16 protein-coding genes, 5 tRNA genes and 1 pseudogene are annotated in these 21,562 nt (G+C 67.7%); all 22 read right to left on the bottom strand.

Annotated elements, in window-relative coordinates; translation table 11 throughout:
* Window positions 1-78 (bottom strand): annotated as a pseudogene (gene rpsL, locus MQC88_RS05145) (30S ribosomal protein S12); the annotation flags it as partial.
* A gap of 277 nt (window positions 79-355) precedes the next feature.
* On the bottom strand, window positions 356-4,576 hold the full coding sequence (rpoC, locus tag MQC88_RS05150; RefSeq protein WP_243319640.1) for a DNA-directed RNA polymerase subunit beta': 4,221 nt from the start codon (window positions 4,574-4,576) through the stop codon (window positions 356-358).
* A gap of 55 nt (window positions 4,577-4,631) precedes the next feature.
* A complete protein-coding gene (rpoB, locus tag MQC88_RS05155; protein ID WP_243319642.1) occupies window positions 4,632-8,813 on the bottom strand; it encodes a DNA-directed RNA polymerase subunit beta in 4,182 nt (1,393 codons plus the stop codon).
* 269 nt (window positions 8,814-9,082) lie between these two features.
* Window positions 9,083-9,451 (bottom strand): 50S ribosomal protein L7/L12, encoded by a 369-nt coding sequence (rplL, locus tag MQC88_RS05160; protein ID WP_243319645.1) that lies wholly within the window; start codon window positions 9,449-9,451, stop codon window positions 9,083-9,085.
* Window positions 9,452-9,503: 52 nt separating this feature from the next.
* Window positions 9,504-10,034, bottom strand: coding sequence for a 50S ribosomal protein L10 (gene rplJ / locus MQC88_RS05165; RefSeq protein WP_243319647.1), 531 nt, complete (start codon window positions 10,032-10,034; stop codon window positions 9,504-9,506).
* Between the two features lie 362 nt (window positions 10,035-10,396).
* Window positions 10,397-11,089, bottom strand: coding sequence for a 50S ribosomal protein L1 (rplA, locus tag MQC88_RS05170; protein WP_243319649.1), 693 nt, complete (start codon window positions 11,087-11,089; stop codon window positions 10,397-10,399).
* 4 nt (window positions 11,090-11,093) lie between these two features.
* Complete coding sequence (gene rplK / locus MQC88_RS05175; protein ID WP_243319650.1) at window positions 11,094-11,522, bottom strand: 50S ribosomal protein L11; 429 nt, start codon at window positions 11,520-11,522, stop codon at window positions 11,094-11,096.
* Between the two features lie 94 nt (window positions 11,523-11,616).
* Complete coding sequence (gene nusG / locus MQC88_RS05180) at window positions 11,617-12,240, bottom strand: transcription termination/antitermination protein NusG (RefSeq protein ID WP_243319652.1); 624 nt, start codon at window positions 12,238-12,240, stop codon at window positions 11,617-11,619.
* 31 nt (window positions 12,241-12,271) lie between these two features.
* Window positions 12,272-12,655 (bottom strand): preprotein translocase subunit SecE, encoded by a 384-nt coding sequence (gene secE / locus MQC88_RS05185; RefSeq protein WP_243319654.1) that lies wholly within the window; start codon window positions 12,653-12,655, stop codon window positions 12,272-12,274.
* A 49-nt stretch (window positions 12,656-12,704) separates the two neighbouring features.
* A tRNA-Trp gene (locus MQC88_RS05190) sits at window positions 12,705-12,780 on the bottom strand.
* A 136-nt stretch (window positions 12,781-12,916) separates the two neighbouring features.
* A complete protein-coding gene (tuf, locus tag MQC88_RS05195) occupies window positions 12,917-14,107 on the bottom strand; it encodes an elongation factor Tu (protein WP_243319635.1) in 1,191 nt (396 codons plus the stop codon).
* A 26-nt stretch (window positions 14,108-14,133) separates the two neighbouring features.
* Window positions 14,134-14,209: transfer RNA gene (locus MQC88_RS05200), tRNA-Thr, on the bottom strand.
* Window positions 14,210-14,240: 31 nt separating this feature from the next.
* A tRNA-Gly gene (locus MQC88_RS05205) sits at window positions 14,241-14,314 on the bottom strand.
* Window positions 14,315-14,344: 30 nt separating this feature from the next.
* Window positions 14,345-14,430 (bottom strand) — tRNA-Tyr (locus MQC88_RS05210).
* 127 nt (window positions 14,431-14,557) lie between these two features.
* Window positions 14,558-15,649, bottom strand: a complete 1,092-nt coding sequence (gene ychF, locus MQC88_RS05215; protein ID WP_243319656.1) for a redox-regulated ATPase YchF — start codon at window positions 15,647-15,649, stop codon at window positions 14,558-14,560.
* Between the two features lie 49 nt (window positions 15,650-15,698).
* Window positions 15,699-16,280, bottom strand: a complete 582-nt coding sequence (gene pth, locus MQC88_RS05220) for an aminoacyl-tRNA hydrolase (protein ID WP_243319658.1) — start codon at window positions 16,278-16,280, stop codon at window positions 15,699-15,701.
* Window positions 16,281-16,329: 49 nt separating this feature from the next.
* Window positions 16,330-17,019: a 50S ribosomal protein L25/general stress protein Ctc gene (locus tag MQC88_RS05225; protein WP_243319661.1), complete on the bottom strand. Its 690-nt coding sequence runs from the start codon at window positions 17,017-17,019 to the stop codon at window positions 16,330-16,332.
* Window positions 17,020-17,110: 91 nt separating this feature from the next.
* Entirely contained in the window at window positions 17,111-18,076 is a 966-nt protein-coding gene (locus tag MQC88_RS05230) for a ribose-phosphate diphosphokinase (protein ID WP_243319663.1), read from the bottom strand.
* A 175-nt stretch (window positions 18,077-18,251) separates the two neighbouring features.
* Window positions 18,252-18,328: transfer RNA gene (locus tag MQC88_RS05235), tRNA-Gln, on the bottom strand.
* The gene (gene ispE, locus MQC88_RS05240; RefSeq protein ID WP_243319665.1) at window positions 18,291-19,199 is read right to left on the bottom strand and encodes a 4-(cytidine 5'-diphospho)-2-C-methyl-D-erythritol kinase; all 909 of its coding nucleotides are present in this window, start codon (window positions 19,197-19,199) and stop codon (window positions 18,291-18,293) included. Before ispE ends, MQC88_RS05235 begins: the two co-directional genes overlap by 38 nt.
* The gene (gene lolB, locus MQC88_RS05245; RefSeq protein ID WP_243319667.1) at window positions 19,196-19,828 is read right to left on the bottom strand and encodes a lipoprotein insertase outer membrane protein LolB; all 633 of its coding nucleotides are present in this window, start codon (window positions 19,826-19,828) and stop codon (window positions 19,196-19,198) included. Before lolB ends, ispE begins: the two co-directional genes overlap by 4 nt.
* 2 nt (window positions 19,829-19,830) lie before the next feature.
* Complete coding sequence (locus MQC88_RS05250; RefSeq protein ID WP_243319669.1) at window positions 19,831-21,513, bottom strand: tetratricopeptide repeat protein; 1,683 nt, start codon at window positions 21,511-21,513, stop codon at window positions 19,831-19,833.
* Window positions 21,514-21,562 lie beyond the last annotated feature (49 nt).

A 21,562-nucleotide genomic window follows, 5' to 3' on the forward strand; every position in this document is an offset into this window, starting at 1 on the left:
GTTCGCCAGGGCCGGCGAAGTGCTCTTGTAGGTCTCGGGGTTGCGCGGCTTGCGCACCAGCTGGTTGATCGTTGCCATTCGTTGCTCGGAGCTCGATGGGAGCAGGCAGGGCCCGCCGGGTGAAAACGAAGCAGGCCGAACCCGGCCTGCTTAGACGAAAAAGTATAGCCCGCGCTCGACGCAAGCGTCAAACGCAGCCTATCGCCGGAAATCCCCGGGAGCGGCCCATGGCCACTCCGGATTTCCCTTGTTCCCCGCCCTTCCCTGGGCCGAAGACGAGGCGCTTCCTGCGCCTCATTTCGGGTTCTGGTGGCGGCCCGGCTTGCAGGCCGGGGCCGCCGACGACGCCATTCTATCAGCCGGCGTCGGCTTCGTCGCCAGCCGGGACCGGTTCGGGTTCGGCATCGGCCGTGACCGTGCCGGACAGGGCTTCCATCTCCGACTCGGTCAGGCCCGACGCGTTCTTGCGGCGCTGGGCGTGGTAGGCCAGGCCGGTGCCGGCCGGGATCAGGCGGCCGACGATCACGTTCTCCTTCAGCCCGCGCAGGTTGTCGCGGGTGCCGCGGACGGCCGCCTCGGTCAGCACGCGGGTGGTCTCCTGGAACGAGGCCGCGGAGATGAACGACTCGGTCGCCAGCGAGGCCTTGGTGATGCCCAGCAGCACCGGCTCGAACTTCGCCGGCAGCTCGCCCTTGGCCAGCAACCGGGCGTTCTCCTCGATCACGCGCTGGCGCTCGGCCTGCTCGCCATGCAGGAACTTGCTGTCGCCCTGGTCGGTGATCTCGACCTTGCGCAGCATCTGGCGGACGATCACCTCGATGTGCTTGTCGTTGATCTTCACGCCCTGCAGGCGATAGACGTCCTGGATTTCCTTGGTCAGGTACACCGCCAGCGGCTCCACGCCGAGCAGGCGCAGGATGTCCTGCGGGGTCGGCTCGCCGTCCACCACGGTCTCGCCCTTCTCCACGTGCTCGCCTTCGAACACGATGATCTGGCGGTACTTCGGGATCAGCTCCTCGTGCTCGTTGCCGTCGGCGTCCTTGATGATCAGGCGCTGCTTGCCCTTGGTGTCCTTGCCGAACGAAACGATGCCCGACACTTCGGCCAGCACCGCAGCTTCCTTCGGCTTGCGGGCTTCGAACAGGTCGGCCACGCGCGGCAGGCCGCCGGTGATGTCGCGGGTCTTGGAGGCTTCCTGCGGGATCTTGGCGACAACGTCGCCGACGCCGACCGCCGCCCCGTCCTGCAGGTTGACGATCGAGCGCGGCGGCAGCAGGTACTGCGCCGGCAGGTCGGTGCCCGGGATGTTGAGGTCATCGCCCTTCTTGTCGACGATGCGCACGATCGGGCGCAGGTCCTTGCCCTGGCTGCCGCGACGCTTGGGGTCGGTGATCTCGCGCGAGGCCAGGCCGGTCAGCTCGTCGGTCTTCTCGATGACCGTGACGCCGTCGATGAAGTCGACGAAGCGGATGAAGCCCGCCACTTCCGACACGATCGGGTGGTTGTGCGGATCCCAGTTGGCGACCGTCTGCCCGGCCTTGATCGCGGCACCGTCCTTGACGGTGATGGTGGCGCCGTAGGGCAGCTTGTAGCGCTCGCGCTCGCGGCCGTGGGTGTCGAGCACCGACAGTTCGCCCGAGCGCGAAACGGCGACCAGGCTACCGCTGGCGTGCTGCACGTGCTTGAGGTTGTTGAACTTGACCGAACCGGTGGTCTTGACGGTGACGTTGTCGATCGCCGCCGCACGCGAGGCCGCGCCGCCGATGTGGAAGGTCCGCATCGTCAGCTGGGTCCCGGGTTCGCCGATCGACTGCGCGGCCACCACGCCCACGGCCTCGCCGTGGTTGACGGTGTGGCCACGGCCGAGGTCGCGGCCATAGCAGTGCGCGCACACGCCGAAGGCGCTTTCGCAGGTGATCGTGGAACGCACCTTGATCGACTGCACGCCGACGTCCTCGAGCCTGGCGACCCAGGCTTCGTCGAGCAGCGTGTTCCGGGTCACCACCGGATCGACGTCGTCGCCCGGCAGGAACACGTCCTCGGCCACGATCCGGCCGAGCACGCGGTCGCGCAACGGCTCGACCACGTCGCCGCCTTCCACGATCGGGGTCATGGTGAGGCCGTCCATGGTGCCGCAATCGGTCTCGGTGATGACCACGTCCTGGGCGACGTCGACCAGGCGGCGGGTCAGGTAACCCGAGTTCGCGGTCTTCAGCGCGGTGTCCGCCAGGCCCTTGCGGGCGCCGTGGGTCGAGATGAAGTACTGCTGGACGTTCAGGCCCTCGCGGAAGTTCGAGGTGATCGGGGTCTCGATGATCGAGCCGTCCGGCTTGGCCATCAGGCCGCGCATGCCGGCCAGCTGGCGGATCTGGGCCTGCGAACCGCGGGCTCCGGAGTCGGCCATGATGTAGACCGAGTTCATCGACTTCTGCGCGACCTTCTCGCCCTTGGCGTTGGTCACGGTCTCGGTGCCGATCGCTTCCATCATCGCCTTGGCGACGCGCTCGTTGGTGCGCGACCAGATGTCGACCACCTTGTTGTAGCGCTCGCCGGCGGTGACCAGGCCCGACTGGTACTGCTGCTGGATTTCCAGCACCTCGGACTCGGCCTCGTCGAGGATCCCCTTCTTCTCGCCCGGGATGATCATGTCGTCGATGCCGATCGAGACGCCGGCGCGCGTGGCGTACGCGAAGCCGGTGTACATCAGCTTGTCGGCGAACACGACCGTGTCCTTCAGGCCGAGCATGCGGTAGCAGGTGTTGATCAGGCGGCTGATGTTCTTCTTGGTCAGCTCGGTGTTGACCAGCGCGAACGGCAGGCCGTCGGGCAGGATCTCGGCCAGCAGCGCGCGCCCGATCGTGGTGTCCACGATCGAGGTCTTCTGCGAGCGGCTGCCGTCATCGGCGACCACGGTCTCGGCGATGCGCACCTTGACCTTGGCGTGCAGGCCGGCGACGCGGTTGTCGTAGGCGCGCTTGACCTCGGCGATGTTGGCCAGCGCCATGCCCTCGCCCGGGGTGTTCTCCAGCGCGCGGGTCATGTAGTACAGGCCAAGCACCACGTCCTGCGACGGCACGATGATCGGCTCGCCGTTGGCCGGCGACAGGATGTTGTTGGACGCCATCATCAGCGCGCGCGCTTCCAGCTGGGCCTCCAGGCTCAGCGGGACGTGCACGGCCATCTGGTCGCCGTCGAAGTCGGCGTTGAACGCGGTGCAGACCAGCGGGTGCAGCTGGATTGCCTTGCCCTCGATCAGCACCGGCTCGAACGCCTGGATGCCCAGCCGGTGCAGGGTCGGCGCGCGGTTCAGCAGCACCGGATGCTCGCGGATGACTTCCTCGAGGATGTCCCACACCTCGGCCTCTTCGCGCTCGACGAGCTTCTTCGCCGCCTTGATGGTGGTGGCGAGGCCGCGGCGCTGCAGCTTGGCGAAGATGAAGGGCTTGAACAGCTCCAGCGCCATCTTCTTCGGCAGGCCGCACTGGTGCAGCTTGAGGTACGGGCCGACCACGATGACCGAGCGGCCCGAATAGTCGACGCGCTTGCCCAGCAGGTTCTGGCGGAAGCGGCCCTGCTTGCCCTTGATCATGTCGGCCAGCGACTTCAGCGGGCGCTTGTTGGTGCCGGTGATGGCGCGGCCGCGGCGGCCGTTGTCCATCAGCGCGTCGACCGACTCCTGCAGCATGCGCTTCTCGTTGCGCACGATGATGTCGGGCGCGTTGAGCTCCAGCAGGCGACGCAGGCGGTTGTTGCGGTTGATGACGCGGCGGTACAGGTCGTTGAGGTCGGAGGTCGCGAAGCGGCCGCCGTCCAGCGGCACCAGCGGGCGCAGGTCCGGCGGCAGCACCGGCAGCACGGTCATCACCATCCACTCGGGGCGGTTGCCGGACTCCAGGAACGCCTCGACCAGCTTGATGCGCTTGGTCAGGCGCTTGAGCTTGGTCTCCGAGCCGGTGGCGGCGATATCCTCGCGCAGCTGCACCATCTGCGCCTGCAGGTCGATCGTGCGCAGCAGCTCGAACACCGCCTCGGCGCCCATCGCGGCATCGAAGTCGTCGCCGTGCTCCTGGCGCATCTGCATGAACTGCTCTTCGTTGAGCAGCTGGCCGCGCTCCATCGGGGTCAGGCCCGGCTCGGTGACCACGTAGGCCTCGAAGTACAGGATCCGCTCGATGTCGCGCAGGGTCATGTCCAGCATCAGGCCGATGCGCGAGGGCAGCGACTTCAGGAACCAGATGTGCGCGACCGGGCTGGCCAGGTCGATGTGGCCCATGCGCTCGCGGCGCACCTTGGCCAGGGTCACCTCGGTGCCGCACTTCTCGCAGACCACGCCGCGGTGCTTCATGCGCTTGTACTTGCCGCACAGGCACTCGTAGTCCTTGATCGGGCCGAAGATGGCGGCGCAGAACAGGCCGTCGCGCTCGGGCTTGAAGGTGCGGTAGTTGATCGTCTCCGGCTTCTTCACCTCGCCGAAGGACCACGAGCGGATCAGGTCCGGCGAAGCGAGCGCGATCTTGATCGCGTCGAAGTCCAGCGTCGGGCGCTGCTGGTTGAAGAGGTTCAGTAGGTCTTTCATGTGTATCTCCGGGATTCGGGAGTCGAGATTCGGGACTGGTTCAAAGCGCCGTTTCTCAGTGCTCCTCGAGTTCCATGTTGATCGCCAGCGAGCGGATTTCCTTGACCAGCACGTTGAAGGACTCGGGCATGCCCGCGACCATCTCGTGTTCGCCGTCGACGATGTTCTTGTACATCTGGTTGCGGCCCTGCACGTCGTCGGACTTCACCGTCAGCATTTCCTGCAGGGTGTAGGCCGCGCCGTAGGCTTCCAGCGCCCAGACTTCCATCTCGCCGAAGCGCTGGCCGCCGAACTGCGCCTTGCCGCCCAGCGGCTGCTGGGTGACGAGCGAGTACGGGCCGGTCGAACGCGCGTGCATCTTGTCGTCGACCAGGTGATTCAGCTTCAGCATGTGCATGTAGCCGACGGTGACCTCGCGTTCGAACGCCTCGCCGGTGCGGCCGTCGTGCAGCACGGTCTGGCCGCTGAGCGGCAGGTCGGCGAGCGCGAGCATCTTCTTGATCTCGGCCTCGGAGGCGCCGTCGAACACCGGCGTCGCCATCGGCACGCCGTCGGTCAGGTTCTGCGCCAGCAACAGCAGTTCGGCATCGCTGAACTGCTTGAGGTCGACGCGCTGTTCCTGGGTCGCATGGTCGTGGTTGTAGATCTCGTCCAGGAACTTGCGCAGCTCGGCGACCTTGGCCTGCGCCTGGAGCATGCGGTCGATCTTCTGGCCCAGGCCCTTGGCGGCCCAGCCCAGGTGCACCTCCAGGATCTGGCCGATGTTCATGCGGCTCGGCACGCCCAGCGGGTTCAGCACGATGTCGACGGTCTGGCCGTCGGCCATGTACGGCATGTCCTGCACCGGCACGATGGTGGAGACCACGCCCTTGTTGCCGTGGCGGCCAGCCATCTTGTCGCCGGGCTGGATCCGGCGCTTCACCGCCAGGTAGACCTTGACCATCTTCAGCACGCCCGGAGCGAGGTCGTCGCCCTGGGTGATCTTGCCGCGCTTGTCCTGGAAGCGCTTCTCGAATTCCTTCTCGTGCGCCTCGATCTGCTTCTGCGCGCGCTCGATCGCCTCGATAGCGTCGTCGTCCTTCATCCGCAGCTGGAACCAGTCGGACTTCTTCAGCCCGTCGAGCACCAGCGACGAGACCGTATCGCCCTTCTTCAGGCCCGGGCCGCCATTGGCGACCTTGCCCAGCAACTGCCCGCGCAGGCGCGCGTAGATCGCGCCCTCGAGGATCCGGAACTGGTCGTCGAAGTCCTTCTTGACGCGCTTGATCTCGGATTCCTCGATCTGGCGCGCGCGCTTGTCCTTCTCGATGCCGTCGCGGGTGAACACCTGCACGTCGATGACCACGCCGTCCATGCCCGGGGGCACGCGCAGCGAGCTGTCCTTCACGTCCGAGGCCTTCTCGCCGAAGATCGCGCGCAACAGCTTCTCTTCCGGGGTCAGCTGGCTCTCGCCCTTGGGCGTGACCTTGCCGACCAGGATGTCGCCGGCGCGCACTTCGGCGCCGATGTAGACCACGCCGGACTCGTCGAGGCGGTTCAGGGCCTGCTCGGACACGTTCGGGATGTCGGCGGAGATTTCCTCCGGCCCGAGCTTGGTGTCGCGGGCCTGGACGGTCAGTTCCTCGATGTGGATCGTGGTGTAGCGATCCTGCTCGACCACGCGCTCGGAAAGCAGGATCGAGTCCTCGAAGTTGTAGCCGTTCCACGGCATGAACGCGACCAGCATGTTCTGGCCCAGCGCCAACTCGCCGATGTCGGTCGAGGGGCCGTCGGCCAGCACGTCGCCACGCGCGACCACGTCGCCCACGTTGACCAGCGGGGTCTGGTTGATGCAGGTGTTCTGGTTGGAACGCGTGTACTTGATCAGGGTATAGATGTCGACGCCGGCATCGGTATCGCCGGAGATCTCCTCCTCGTTGACCTTGACCACGATGCGCGCGGCGTCGATCTGCTCGATCGTGCCGCCGCGGCGCGCGTTCACCGTCACGCCCGAGTCGCGCGCCACGGCGCGCTCGATGCCGGTGCCGACCAGCGGCTTCTGCGACCGCAGCGTCGGTACCGCCTGGCGTTGCATGTTCGCGCCCATCAGCGCGCGGTTGGCGTCGTCGTGCTCCAGGAACGGCACCAACGCCGCTGCGACCGACACGGTCTGCATCGGCGAGACGTCCATGAAGTCGATCTCGCTCGGCGGCTTGAGCAGGTTCTCGCCCTGGTAGCGGCAGGCGACGAACTGGGCCGACAGCCGGCCCTTGTCGTCCTGCGCCGCATTGGCCTGGGCAATGACGTACTCGTTCTCCTCGATCGCCGAGAGGAACTCGACCTCGTCGGTGACCTTACCGTCGATGACCTTGCGGTACGGCGTCTCCAGGAAGCCGTATTTGTTGGTGCGCGCGAACACGGCCAGCGAGTTGATCAGGCCGATGTTCGGGCCTTCCGGGGTCTCGATGGTGCAGACGCGGCCGTAATGGGTCGGGTGCACGTCGCGCACCTCGAAGCCGGCGCGCTCGCGGGTCAGGCCGCCCGGCCCCAGGGCCGAGACGCGGCGCTTGTGGGTGACCTCGGACAGCGGGTTGTTCTGGTCCATGAACTGCGACAGCTGCGACGAACCGAAGAACTCCTTGACCGCCGCCGCGACCGGCTTGGCGTTGATCAGCTCCTGCGGGGTCAGGCCATCGGCCTCGGCCATGGTCAGGCGCTCGCGCACGGCGCGCTCCACGCGCACCAGGCCGACGCGGAACACGTTCTCGGCCATCTCGCCGACGCTGCGCACGCGGCGGTTGCCGAGGTGGTCGATGTCGTCCACCGTGCCGCGGCCGTTGCGGATCTCGGTCAGGACCTTGATCACGTCGAGGATGTCGGACGTGTTGCCGAGTTCGCCGCGCAGGCGCACGGATTCGTCGTCCTTGCGCTCGGCGTAGTACTTGGCGTCGTACAGCACCGAGGCGCCGGTGACTTCCTTGCGGCCGATGCGGCGGTTGAACTTCATCCGGCCCACGGCCGAGAGGTCGTAGCGCTCGAAGGTGAAGAACAGGTTGTGGAACAGGTTCTGCGCGGCGTCCTTGGTCGGCGGCTCGCCGGGACGCATCATCCGGTAGATCTCGACCAGGGCCTCGAGCTGGGTCTTGGTCGAGTCGATGCGCAGGGTGTTGGACATGTACGCGCCGCGGTCCAGGTCGTTGACCCAGAGCGTGCCGACGGCGTCGATCCCGGCCTTGCGGAACGCGGCCAGGTGGTCTTCGCCGATTTCGTCGTTGGCGCTGGCCAGCAGCTCGCCGGTGCCGGCGTCGATGACGTCATGCGACAGGATGCGGCCGACGAGGTATTCGTCCGGCACCGCCAGCGCGGCGACGCCGGCCTGTTCCAGCTGCTTGATGTGGCGCGCGGTGATGCGCTTGCCCGCCTCGACGATGACCTTGTCGCCGTCGGCCAGGTCGAAGTTCAGGGTCTCGCCGCGCAGGCGCTCGGGCACCAGCTCCAGCTGCACGCCTTCCTTCGGGTCGATGTGGAAGGTGTTGATCTCGAAGAACTCGTTCAGCATCTCCTCGTTGGAGTAGCCGAGCGCGCGCAGCAGCACGCTGACCGGCAGCTTGCGGCGGCGGTCGATGCGGGTGAACAGCGCGTCCTTCGGGTCGAACTCGAAGTCCAGCCAGGAGCCGCGGTAGGGGATGATGCGGGCGCTGTACAGCAGCTTGCCCGAGGAATGGGTCTTGCCGCGGTCGTGGTCGAAGAACACGCCCGGCGAACGGTGCAGCTGCGAGACGATGACGCGCTCGGTGCCGTTGACGATGAAGGTGCCGTTGTCGGTCATGAGCGGGATCTCGCCCATGTAGACCTCCTGCTCCTTCACGTACTTGATGGCCTTGCTCGACGACTCGCGGTCGTAGATCACCAGGCGCACGGTCACGCGCAGGGGGGCGCCGTAGCTGAGGCCGCGGTTGCGGCACTCACGCTCGTCGAAGCCGGGTTCGCCGAGCTTGTAGCCCACGTATTCCAGCGCCGCGTAGCCGTTGTAGCTGACGATCGGGAACACCGACTTCAACGCCGCGTGCAGGCCGCGATCGGCGCGCTGCGCCGGCTCGACGTGCTCCTGCAGGAACTCGCGGTAGGAATCGACCTGGATCGCGAGCAGGAACGGCACCTCGAGGATCGAACGGCTCTTGCCGAAGTCCTTGCGGATGCGCTTCTTCTCGGTGAACGAATACTGCGACTTGGATGCTGTCGTGGAAGCCGTGGTCATGTGTTTACCGCCTCGGTTGCTGTTTGCGCAGGAGCCGCGGGGGGCGGCTGCTGGTGGACCGCGCGTCCGCGGTCCCGGGGAACAAACTTTTCGGATCGGAAAATTGCCAGTTGGAAGTCGCTGGTATTGCCGGCACCAGCACGCCTTCTCCCGCTACTTCCAACTGCCAACTCGGTTGGCTCGCCGCATCGCCTTACAACGGCCAAAGGCCGGGGGCTTGCGCCCCCAGCCTCCGTGCATCGCCATGTGGCCGGCGATGCAAGTAGCGCTTACTTGACTTCGACGGTCGCGCCGGCGGCCTCGAGGTCCTTCTTCATCTTCGCGGCGTCGTCCTTCGACACGCCTTCCTTCACGGCGCCACCGGCCTCGGTGAGGTCCTTGGCTTCCTTCAGGCCCAGGCCGGTGATGGCGCGGACGGCCTTGATGACCTCGACCTTCTTGTCGCCGGCCGACTTCAGGATGACGCTGAACTCGGTCTGCTCCTCGACCACGGCGGCGGCGGCGGCCGGGCCGGCAGCGACGACCGGGGCGGCGGCGGAGACGCCGAACTTGTCTTCGATGGCCTTCACCAGCTCCATCACTTCCATCAGGGTCTTGCCGGCGATCGCGTCGACGATCTGTTCGTTGGAAAGGGACATTGTGTTTACCTCTGGAAAATGTTTTCGGATTGAAGCGATTCGATCGTCAGGCTCAGGCCGGCTCGGCCTGGGCTTCGGCGGCGACTTCCTCGCCACCGCCCTGCTGGTCGGCCACGGCCTTGACCGCGCGGGCGAACATCGTCGCCGGCTCGGCCAGCACGCGGGCCAGCATGGCCAGGGCCTGGTCGAGGGTCGGCAGCGAGGCCAGCACTTCGACATGGCTGGCCGGATACAGCTGGCCACCCACGGCGACGACCTTGGCCTGGAGCTTGTCGTTACCCTTGGCGAACTCCTTGATCAGGCGCCCGGCGGCGCCGGGTTCCTCGGTCGAGAACGCGTACAGCAGCGGGCCGACGAGCGAGTCCTTGACGACCTCGAACTCGGTGCCTGCCACGGCGCGCGACGCCAGCGTGTTCTTGACGACTCGCAAGTACACGCCGGTTTCGCGGGCCTTCTTGCGCATCGCCGTCATCTGGCTGACGGTGGTGCCCGCGTACTCGGCTGCGATCAGGGAGTGGGCCTTGGCGGCGACGTCGGCCAGTTCGGCGACGACTTCCTGCTTTTGGGACAGATTGAGAGCCATTAGCACTCCTCCTAGTGAACTCCGCTCGCGGCTCCTGCCGCTTGCGGTCCTGGGCGACGCCATCCGTGGCGCCGAGGGCGCTCGCGCGCCCCGGTGGTGGCCCTTCCAGAAAATTTCCAGAGGGGGCGGCACCATCTACGCAGGCCGTTGCTCCGGGGAGCTCCGATTAAGCGGTCCCGCTGGCGATGACGACGACTCCCTGCCGTGGCGAGCTTCCTTGCCCGTCGTCATTGCGCGCTGACCGCACCTGCGGTCTTTGACGGCGATCGCGGCGGGATGGACTCCATCGCGATGCCCTCAAAACCTGTTGCCGGTGGCGATGTACCGCCACCTTCCGAATCCGGCGCAAGCGCGCCGTTGCATCACTTCAGCGTCAGGGTCGACTGGTCGACGATCACGCCTGGGCCCATGGTCGAGCTCAGCGAGATCTTCTGCAGGTACTGGCCCTTGGCGCTCGACGGCTTGGCCTTGATCAGGTCCAGCAGCAGCGCCTGCAGGTTGTCCTTCAGCTTGCCGGCCTCGAAGTCGGCCTTGCCGATGGTGCAGTGGATGATGCCGGCCTTGTCGGTGCGGTAGCGGACCTGGCCACCCTTGGCGTTCTTCACCGCCTCGGCCGGGTTCGGCGACACGGTGCCGACCTTGGGGTTGGGCATCAGGCCGCGCGGGCCGAGCAGCTGGCCGAGCTTGCCGACCACGCGCATCGCGTCCGGCGTGGCGATGACCACGTCGTAGTTCATGTCGCCGGCCTGCATCGCCTCGGCGAGGTCGTCCATGCCGACGGCTTCGGCGCCGGCGGCGCGGGCCTCGTCGGCCTTGGCGCCCGCCGGGGCGAACACCGCCACGCGCACCGACTTGCCGGTGCCGGCGGGCAGCACGGTCGAGCCGCGCACCTGCTGGTCGGACTTCTTGGCGTCCACGCCCAGGCGCACGGCGACGTCGACGGCTTCGACGAACTTCGCCTTGCTGTTGCCCTGGACGATCTTCAACGCCTCATCGATGGCGTAGGCCTTGCCCGGCTCGACCTTGGTCTGGGCCTTGATTCGCTTGGTCGTCATGTCTTCAGCCCTCCACCGTCAAACCCATGGAGCGGGCCGAGCCCGCGATCGTCTTCACCGCCGCGTCCAGGTCGGCCGCGGTCAGGTCGGGTTCCTTCGCCTTGGCGATGTCCTCGAGCTGCTTGCGGGTGACCTTGCCCACCTTCTCGGTGTTCGGGCGCTTGGATCCGGAGGAGATGCCCGCCGCCTTCTTCAGCAGCACCGTGGCCGGCGTGCTCTTGGTGATGAAGGTGAAGGTGCGGTCCGAATACGCGGTGATGATCACCGGAGTCGGCAGGCCCGGCTCCAGCTTCTGCGTGGCGGCGTTGAACGCCTTGCAGAACTCCATGATGTTGAGGCCGCGCTGGCCGAGGGCGGGGCCCACGGGCGGCGACGGATTGGCCTGGCCGGCCTTGACCTGCAACTTGATGTAACCGACGACTTTCTTTGCCATTGCTCTCTACTCCTGCGAGTGCAAGCGCCTTGCGGCTCCTCGCTTGCTTGCCGCTGCGAACCACTCGCAGCGACGAAATCCATTGCTCCGTCGGTCAGGCCTTCTCGACCTGGCCGAACTCCAGCTCCACGGGCGTCGAGCGCCCGAAGATCAGCACCGCCACCCGCAGGCGGCTCTTTTCGTAGTTGACTTCCTCGACCACGCCATTGAAGTCGTTGAACGGGCCGTCGACCACGCGAACCATCTGCCCGGCCTCGAACAGCACCTTCGGCCGCGGCTTCTCGACGCCTTCCTGGACCCGGTCCAGGATCGCCGCGGCCTCGTCGTCGCGGATCGGCAGCGGCTTGTCGGCGGTGCCGCCGATGAAGCCCATGACCTTCGGCGTTTCCTTGATCAGGTGCCAGCTCTCGCTGTCGATGCGGGGGATGCCGCCCTCGTCGTGGGTGACGATCTGCACCAGCACGTAGCCGGGGAAGAACTTGCGCTCGGACCGGCGCTTCTGGCCGGCGCGCATTTCCACCACTTCCTCGGTCGGGACCATGACGTCGCCGAAGCGATCCTCCATGCCCATGCGCGCGATGCGGTCGCGCAGCGCCTGGGCCACCGACTTCTCGAAGCCCGAATAGGCATGCACGACGTACCAGCGCTTGTTGGCGTCAGGCTTGTTGACGTCGGCCTCCGCGGCATTGATACCCGTATTGTTGTCTTGCGTTTCCATCAACCTGCTGCTCCAGCTGTCAGTGCATCCGTCAACGTGCCAGGAACCACTTCACCGCGAACTGCACGATCACGTCGAAGAAGGCCAGCACCAGGCTGATCAGGACCACCACCGCGATCACGATCCAGGTCGAACGCGTCGCTTCCTGGCGCGTCGGCCACACCACCTTGCGCAGCTCGAAACGCGATTCCGACAGGAATTCGCGGGTCTGCACGCCCTTGTGGCTGGTCAGGAACACGACCACGCCGCCGACCACGCCGCCGATCACCGACAGCACGCGGGCGACGTCGGGCCATTGCCCGTCGAAGTAGAACCACACGAACAGGCCCGCCACCACCAGTGCGACCGCCAGCGCGTACTTCATCAGGTCGCCCGGGGTCGCGGCGACTTTGGATTGTTCGACCTTGCTGTTCATCCGGCTCTTGTCGGCAACTGCTTTCGTCTGCGACCGCACGGCGGTCGGGTGGCACGCCAGGAGGGACTCGAACCCCCAACCTGCGGTTTTGGAGACCGCTGCTCTGCCAATTGAGCTACTGGCGTATCGTTTTTTTGCGTCTTTCCGAAAAAGGCAACGGCGGCCTGCGCCGCCCTGCCGTTTTTCTCGTTGTTCCGGCACGCCCGGCCATCAGACCGGGACGTTGCGGGATCGTTCCGGCGCCGGGCGCCGGACCCGGGATCACTTGATGATCTTGGCCACCACGCCGGCGCCGACGGTGCGGCCGCCCTCGCGGATCGCGAAGCGCAGGCCTTCGTCCATCGCCACCGGGTTGATCAACGTCACCTTCATCTTCACGTTGTCGCCCGGCATCACCATCTCCACGCCCTCCGGCAGCTCGCACGCGCCGGTGATGTCCGTGGTCCGGAAGTAGAACTGCGGGCGGTAACCCTTGAAGAACGGCGTGTGGCGGCCACCCTCGTCCTTGGACAGGACGTACACCTCGGCCTCGAACTCCGTGTGCGGGGTGATCGAACCCGGCTTGGCCAGCACCTGGCCGCGCTCCACGTCGTCGCGCTTGGTGCCGCGCAGCAGCAGGCCCGCGTTGTCGCCCGCCTGGCCCTGGTCCAGCAGCTTGCGGAACATCTCCACGCCGGTGACCGTCGTCTTCTGCGTCGGGCGGATGCCCACGATCTCGATCTCGTCGCCCACCTTGATGATCCCGCGCTCGATGCGCCCGGTCACCACCGTGCCGCGGCCCGAGATCGAGAACACGTCCTCGACCGGCATCAGGAACGGCTTGTCGATGTCACGCTCGGGCTCCGGGATGTACGTGTCCAGCGCTTCCACCAACGCCACGATCGACGGCACGCCGATCTCCGACTGGTCGCCTTCCAGCGCCTTCAGCGCCGAACCCTTGATGATCGGGGTGTCGTCGCCCGGGAACTCGTACTTGGAGAGCAGCTCGCGGACTTCCATCTCCACCAGCTCCATCAGCTCGGCGTCGTCCACCATGTCCGCCTTGTTCAGGTAGACCACGATGTACGGCACGCCCACCTGGCGCGCCAGCAGGATGTGCTCGCGCGTCTGCGGCATCGGGCCGTCCGCGGCCGAGCACACCAGGATCGCGCCGTCCATCTGCGCCGCACCCGTGATCATGTTCTTCACGTAGTCGGCGTGGCCCGGGCAATCCACGTGCGCGTAGTGGCGCGTCGGGGACTCGTATTCCACGTGCGCCGTCGAGATCGTGATCCCGCGCGCCTTCTCCTCCGGCGCCGCGTCGATCGCGTCGTAGGCCTTGAACTCGCCACCGAAACGCTCCGCGCCCACCTTCGTCAGCGCCGCCGTCAGCGTCGTCTTGCCGTGGTCCACGTGGCCGATCGTGCCCACGTTCACGTGGGGCTTGGTGCGCTCGAATTTACCCTTTGCCATGGCTGCGTCTCGCTAACGGTTGTGTGTGGTGCTCACGAATGGAATCGAACCATCGACCTCCTCCTTACCAAGGAGGTGCTCTACCGACTGAGCTACGTGAGCATGGAGCTGTTGGTTGTCGCGTGGAGTTCAATGGAGCGGGAGACGGGAATCGAACCCGCACCATCAGCTTGGAAGGCTGAGGTTCTACCGTTGAACTACTCCCGCGACGGGTCACTCTGGATCTGCAGGAAAAACTGGTGGAGGGAGGTGGATTCGAACCACCGAAGGCGTAAGCCAGCAGATTTACAGTCTGCCCCCGTTGGCCGCTTGGGTATCCCTCCGGTCGTTCAATGCAGCTATATCGTGAAACAGCCCGCGATTTTGACGCCATGGCCGGGGAGTGTCAACGGCCGGACCGGGTACGGAGGCCGCATCGGGCACTGCCGCCACCCGATTCCACGTCACGGTTCAGACATTGAAGCGGAAATGCAGCACGTCGCCTTCCTGGACCCGGTACTCCTTGCCTTCCAGCCGCAGCCGGCCGGCGTCGCGGGCACCGGATTCGCCCCGGTAGCGGATGAAGTCGTCGTAGCCGATGGTCTCGGCGCGGATGAAGCCCTTCTCGAAGTCGGTATGGATCACCGCCGCCGCCTGCGGCGCGGTCGAGCCGGCCTTCACCGTCCAGGCGCGGACTTCCTTGACCCCGGCGGTGAAGTAGGTCTGCAGTCCCAGCAGCTTGTAGGCGGCGCGGATCACCCGGTTCAGGCCCGGCTCGTCCAGGCCCAGGTCGGCCAGGAACACGTCGCGGTCGGCATCGTCGAGCTGGCTCAGCTCCTCCTCGATCGCGGCCGAGACCGGCACCACCTCGGCGCCCTCGCCCAGCGCCCGCGCGCGCACGGCCTCCAGGTGCGGGTTGTCGCTGAAGCCGTCCTCGAGCACGTTGGCCACGTACATCACCGGCTTCAGCGTCAGCAGGAACAGGTCGCGGATCGCGGCGCGGTCCTCTTCCGACAGCCCCAGCGCCCGCGCCGGCTTGCCGGCGTCCAGGCCCGCACGGACCCGCGCGAGCACCTCGACCCGCGCCCTGGCGTCCTTGTCGCCGGTCTTGGCGCTGCGCTCGGCGCGCTGCAGGGCCTTGTCGACCGATTCAAGGTCCGCCAGCGCCAGCTCGGTGTCGATCGTCTCGATGTCGGCGATCGGGTCGATCCGGTTGCTGACGTGGATCACGTCGTCGTTCTCGAAGCAGCGCACCACGTGGGTGATCGCGTCGACCTCGCGGATGTGCGCCAGGAACTTGTTGCCCAGGCCCTCGCCGCTGGCGGCGCCGGCGACCAGGCCGGCGATGTCGACGAACTCGACCGCGGTCGGGATCACCTTCTGCGGCTTGACGATCTCCGCCAGCGCGGCCAGCCGCGGATCCGGCACCGGCACCACGCCGACGTTGGGTTCGATCGTGCAGAAGGGGAAATTGGCCGCGGCGATGCCGGCCTTGGTCAGCGCGTTGAACAGGGTCGACTTGCCGACGTTCGGCAGGCCGACGATGCCGCATTGGATGCCCATCGTGTACTACTCCGTGCGCGCGACGCGGGGCGCCGGCGTGGTGATGCTTCTATTCGCGCGGCGTGTGCAGCCGCTTCATGGCTTCGTTGAAGTCGCCGGCGACCGCCAGCGGCAGCACGTCGAGGGCATCGCCGACCGCGCGCAGGATCGCGGCCTCGTCGTCGCGCCCGGGCTTGCCCAGCACCCACGGCGTCACCCGGTCCTTGTGCCCGGGATGGCCGATGCCGATCCGCAGGCGGTGGAAACGCCCGTGGCCGAGCAGCTGCATGGTGTCGCGCAGCCCGTTCTGGCCGCCATGGCCGCCGTCGAACTTGAGCCGGGCCGCGCCCGGCGGCAGGTCGAGGTCGTCGTGCGCCAGCAGCGCCTCCTCCGGCTCGATCTTCCAGTAGCGCAGCGCGGCGGTGACCGACTTGCCCGACAGGTTCATGAAGGTTGCCGGCTTCAGCAGCCAGAGCGGCCGGCCGGCGACCTCGACCTTGCAGGTCTCGCCGAACAGCTTCGACTCCAGCCCGAAACGCCCCCCGCACCGCTGCGCGAGGGCGTCCACAAACCAGAACCCGGCGTTGTGCCGGGTCCTGAGATGCTCGGGACCGGGGTTGCCCAGCCCGACGATGAGGCGCAAGCCCGCCATCGCGAACGCATGCGGGGCCGCGCCCACCGGGCACGGCCCCGCCTGGCGATTACTCGCCCTTGCCTTCGTCGGCCGCGGCGTCGGCCGCGTCCGAGTCCTCGGCGGCGGCCGCAGCGGCCGGCGCTGCACCCTCGGCGGCTTCCGTCGTTTCCTCGGTCTCGGTGCGGGCAAAGCGCGCCATCACCACGGCGACGTCATGGTCGGCGCCCAGGCGCAGCTCCGGCACTTCGACGCCCTTGGGCAGCTTCACCTGCGACAGGTGCACGGTGTCGCCCGGCTTCAGGGTGGAGAGGTCGACCTCGATGTTCTCCGGCAGGTCGCCCGGCAGGCAGGTGATCTGCACGTCGTTGAGCTCGTGGGTGATCACCACGCCGGCGGTCTTGCCCGCCTCGGACTTTTCGGCGTTGACGAAGTGCAGCGGCACCGCGACCCGGATCGCCTCGTTCGCGCTCACGCGCTGGAAATCCAGGTGCATGATCCGCTGCTTGAACGGATGGCGCTGCATGTCGCGCAGCAGGACCTTCTCGGTCTTGCCGTCGACGTCCAGGTCGATGATCGACGCGTAGAACCATTCCTGCTGGCTCAGCAGCCAGGTGCGTTCGTGCTCGAGCTGGATGCTCTTCGGCTCGGACTTGCCGCCGTAGATGATGGCCGGGACCTGGCCGGCGTGACGCAGGCGGCGGCTCGCACCCTTCCCCTCGTCCTTGCGGCTGGTGGCCGTGATCTTGTGTTCTGACATTTCATTTACTCGCTTTGCTTGCAATGGACCGCCTCGCGGCGGCGATGACGCTCACCCGCGACCAGGTGAGCGGTTTGGGCCGAAGCCCGTGTCAGTCCACGTACAGCGAACTGACGGATTCCCCGAAGGCGATGCGGCGGATGGTTTCCGCCAGCAGCTCGGCGACGCTGAGCTGGCGGATCCTGCCGCAGTCGCTGGCCGCAGCCGACAGCGGGATGGTGTCGGTCACCACCAGCTCGTCGAGCTGCGACTTGCCCAGGTTGTCGAGCGCGGCGCCCGACAGCACCGGATGCGTGCAGTACGCGACCACCTTGGTCGCGCCCTGCGCCTTCAATGCCGCGGCCGCCGCGCACAAGGTGCCGGCGGTGTCGACGATGTCGTCGACCAGCACGCAGACCTTGCCGGCGACGTCGCCGATGATGTTCATCACCGTGGCGACGTTGGCCTTGGGGCGGCGCTTGTCGATGATCGCCAGGTCCGCGTCGTCCAGGCGCTTGGCGATCGCCCGGGCGCGGACCACGCCGCCGACGTCGGGCGACACCACGATCACGTTCTCGGTGCCGTAGTGGCGCCAGATGTCGGCCAGCAGCAGCGGCGACGAATACACGTTGTCGACCGGGATGTCGAAGAAGCCCTGGATCTGGTCGGCGTGCAGGTCCACCGTCAGCACCCGGTCGGTGTGCACGGTCGAGAACATCTGCGCGGCCACCTTGGCGGTGATCGGCACCCGCGCCGAGCGCGGGCGGCGGTCCTGCCGGGCGTAGCCGAAATACGGCACCACCGCGGTCACGCTGGCCACCGATGCGCGCTTGAGCGCGTCGATCAGCACCAGCAACTCGACCAGGTTCTCCGCGCTCGGCGCGCACGTGGGCTGCAGCACGAACACGTCCTGGCCGCGGACGTTCTCCTCGATCTCGACCTGCACCTCGCCGTCGGAAAAGCGACCGACCAGCGCCTTGCCCGGGCGCACGCCCAGTTCCTTGCACACGGCATTGGCCAGCGGCCGGTTGGCATTGCCGGTGAACACCAGCAGGTTGCGGTCGTCTTGCCTGGTCATGTCCGCTTCGCTCTGGCCGTGGCGGCGGATCCCGGAGGACCCTGTGGAACCGGGCCATGCACGATGCAGGGCCTGCGTTGTTTCAAGCGCCGGCGTCCGCAGGCGCCGGTTTGTTGCATTGCGACCCCGCCAGGCCCGCGCCTGCGCGCAGGAGCCCCGGCGCAGCGGTCGCGGTTGGCAGGGGCGGTAGGATTCGAACCTACGAATGCCAGGATCAAAACCTGGTGCCTTGGGCCTCTTGGCGACGCCCCTGCAGGCGATTCGCGTCCAGCGCCACGTGCAGCGGCGACCGCGCCGCGCCTTCCGCGATCCATGCCCGCAGGCCGGCCGGCAACGTCGCCAGCCCGGCCCGTGCGGAAGCAGGATCGTCGAACTCGACGAAGCAGCCGCTGCCCGACCCGGTCAACCGCGGACGGCCGATCCGCGCCAAGGCGACGAACGCGGCCTCCACGGCCGGTTCGCGGCGGCGCAGCACCGGCTCGAAGCAATTGCCGAGCGGAGCACTCGAAACGAAGTCGGATATTGTCGCGGGCGCCGCATCCCGCGTCAATTCAGGGGCTTGGAACAACTCCGCGGTCGACGCGTGGACACCCGGATCGACCAGCACGTACCACGCCGGGGGCAGGTCGATTGCGGCCAGGCGCTCGCCGACCCCCTCGGCCCAGGCGTTGTCGCCGCGCACGAATACCGGCACGTCGGCCCCCAACTGCAGGCCCAGCGCGGCCAGCTGGTCGATGTCCAGGCCGGCGCCCCACAGCTGGTTGAGCGCCACCAGCACGGTCGCGGCGTCGGAGGATCCGCCGCCGAAGCCGGCACCGGCCGGAATGCGCTTTTCGATGGAGATATCCGCGCCTTTGGCGCTTTTTGTTTCCGTTGCCAGCAACTTCGCTGCGCGCACCATGAGGTCATCGGCCTCGTGCAAGCCGGCCAGGGTATCGCCATGGCGCAAGATGCGACCGTCTTCCCGGGCGCGCAGGCGGATCGTGTCGCCCCACTGGAGCAGGCGGAAAACGGTCTGCAACAGGTGGTAGCCGTCGGCGCGGCGACCCGGGATGCGCAGGAACAGGTTGAGCTTGGCCGGCGCCGGCCACTCCGACCAGCGGGTGTCGGCGGGCGTGCTCACGGGCTGGCGCCGTCCCCGCTCCATTCGTCGACGACCAGCCGCACGCGGGCGGAGTCGCGCTGGGCGCTGATCCGCATCGGCAGTTCCAGGCCGGGAACAGCCGATGGGCGCCAGTCGCCGTAATCGAGGGTCCAGCCGTCCTGCTGCAGGCCGGCCAGGCGGCCGTCGGCCGAGAACTGCAGTTGTGCAGGCCCGCCCCGGGCGGCGCGGGCTCCACGCACCCAGGAGGCCAGCGCTTGCACCGGGATGTCCCAGCCGGTGGCCTCGCGCAGCAGTCGTGCCGCATCCGGACCACTGCGCGGACCGCCGTCCAGGCCTTGCAGCCGTGCCGAGCCCGCATCGCCTTCGATCCGCCAGCTCTGGCGCGTGATCGGCGCGCTCAACGCGACCTGGAAGGCCGCGCCGTCCTGCCGCCAGTCGATGCGGCCACTGCCGCCGCGCTGGCCATTGGACAACGCCACCCGGCCCTGCAGGTTCCAATCCGGTTGTTGCGCCAGCGCTTCCTCGCGCGATGCCTGGCGGGCGACGGCGGCTTCGCGTTCGGCTGGCGGCAAGGGCGCGCGCGGCACCGTGGTGGCGCAGGCGGCGAGCACGCCGGCGGCGAGTGCGGCAAGCAGGAGTCCGCGCATGCTCATGCGCCGGTCTTCGCCAACGCGCGCTTGAGCGCGCGATTGTCGGGATCGAGCTTGCGCCCCTGCTCGAAGAACCTGCGCGCTTCCTCGCGATCGCCGCTCACCCACAGTACCTCGCCCAGGTGCGCCGCGATCTCCGGATCCTTCTGCAGCGCGAACGCGCGCCGCAGCTGCACCAGCGCCTGGTCGATGCGGCCGAGGCGATACAGCACCCAGCCGTAGCTGTCGATGATCGCCGGGTTGTCGGGCTCGGCGACGCGGGCGCGGTCGATCAGCTGCAGCGCTTCGGTATAGCGCGTGGTGCGATCGGCCAGGGTGTAGCCGAGCGCATTGAGGACGATTACGCTATCCGGCTCGGCGACCAGGATGCGGCGGAAATCGGCCTCGGCGCGGGCGATGTCGTCGCGCCGCTCCCACCCCAGCGCGCGCGCGTACAGCAGCGCAGAATCGTCCGGAAACGCCGCCAGGCCACGGGCGTACGCATCGAACTCCCCCGCATCGCTACCGTCCTCCTGCCGCAGTTCGGCCTCCAGCAGGTAGGCGTTGCGGCGCGCGTCCTCGTCGGCTTCGGCGTCGGCCTGCAACTGGCGCAGGTCGGCATAAGCCTGGTCGCCGCGCTTGAGCTTGTGCAGCACGCTGGCGGCCCGCAGTCGCGCCTGCCAGCGCTGGTCGCCGCCAGGCACGCTGCGGTACCACTGCAGGGCGTCGGGATAACGCTCCAGGAACTCCGCGGTCTGGCCCAGCAGCAGGCGCCGCTGCGGGTCGGGATTGCCGGAATCGCGCTGCAGCGCCTGGTACAGCTGGCCGAGCGCGACCTTGTCGTCGGCCTTGGCCAGCAGCGAGGCGCGCAGGCCGTAGCTGCGGTCGTCCTGCGGCCCGCGCGCGAGCACCGTCGCCGCGGCGACCGGATCGCCGAGGGCATCGTATTCGGCGGCAACCGACAGGCGCAGGTCGTCGCTGATGAGGGTGGCGTCTTCGAGGCCGGCGAGAATCCGCCGGGCATCGTCGGGCTGGCCGGCTTCGCGCAGCTGGCTGGCGTGCAGCAAGGCGACCCGCGGTTCCCCCGGGAAGCGCGCGATCACCTCCTGGACGATGCGTGCGGTCAGCGCCGGCTGCTCCAACTGCTGCGCCAGGCCGCCGAACGCAAGCCAGGCCTGCAACTTGTTCGGAAGCAGGCCGTCGTCCAGCACCTCGCCAAGCAGCTTCGCCACCAGTTGGGGATGCTTGCCGCCACCGCCCAGCGCAAGCAGCGCATGGCGCCAGCCCCTGCCTTGCGCATCGCTGCTGCGCAGCAGCGCTTCCAGCCCGCGCCGGGCACGGCGTTCATCGTTGCGCCGCAATGCCAGCGTGACCTCGCCCTCGCGCAGCGCCAGCGATTGCGGCGCGCGCGCGCGCCATAATGCCAACGCCTCGCCGGCGCGGGCGTCGTCGTCGGCCAGCAGCGCGATCCGCGAGGCCCGCTCGGCCAGCCCGGCGTCGTCGTCGGACGCCCGTGCGGCCTCCAGGTACCAGCGCGCAGCCTCGTCCAGCTTGCCCGCCGACAATGCGAATTCCCCGGCGATCGTGGCCTCGACGGGGTCGTCGACCGGCGCCGCGGCGTGCGCGGGCGCGAGCACGCCCGCCAGCAGTCCGGACAGGGCGACCGCCAACCACGGCCGGCGCAAACAAGGGGAAACGGGCATCGGATGCGACCGGGCCGTAAAATGGCGGCCCTGCTTGGTCCGAAGCTTA

The sequence above is a fragment of the Cognatiluteimonas sedimenti genome, assembly GCF_022808325.1.
Classification (GTDB): Bacteria; Pseudomonadota; Gammaproteobacteria; order Xanthomonadales; family Xanthomonadaceae; genus Cognatiluteimonas; species Cognatiluteimonas sedimenti.